The sequence below is a fragment of the Actinospica durhamensis genome, assembly GCF_018139695.1.
In the GTDB taxonomy this organism is placed as follows: Bacteria; Actinomycetota; Actinomycetes; order Streptomycetales; family Catenulisporaceae; genus Actinospica; species Actinospica durhamensis.
The window spans coordinates 1-392 of the sequence record NZ_JAGSOG010000876.1; the positions used below are offsets into that span (position 1 = coordinate 1).

The following is a 392-nucleotide window of genomic DNA, read 5'->3' on the forward strand; positions in this document are numbered from 1 at the left end:
GCCGTACTGCGCCTGGCTGATGAAGGGCTACTTCGACACCATCCCGTTCGAGATCGACGAGGCGGGACGGGTCGACGGGCTGACCCCCATCGGCACGTTCCTGCGGCTGATCCTGCCGCTCGCCAAGCCCGGGCTGGCGGTCGCCGCGTTCTACAGCTTCATCACCGCGTTCGGCGAGGTCGCCTTCGCCACGACGTTCATGCTCGACGACAAGAAGTACACGCTCGCCGTCGGCCTGCAGAGCTTCGTCAGCGAGCACGACGCGCAGCGCAATCTCATGGCCGCCACCGCGGTCCTGATCGCGATACCCGTCTCCGCGTTCTTCTACCTGGTGCAGAAGAACCTGGTGGCCGGCCTCACCGCCGGCGGCACGAAGGGATGACCCCCTTCGC

General features: G+C 66.8%; 1 protein-coding gene. It reads left to right on the plus strand.

The features are described 5' to 3' along the window. Positions 1-382: ABC transporter permease subunit (locus KDL01_RS42650; protein ID WP_212534375.1), on the plus strand; the 382-nt coding region annotated here is incomplete at its 5' end. Positions 383-392 lie beyond the last annotated feature (10 nt).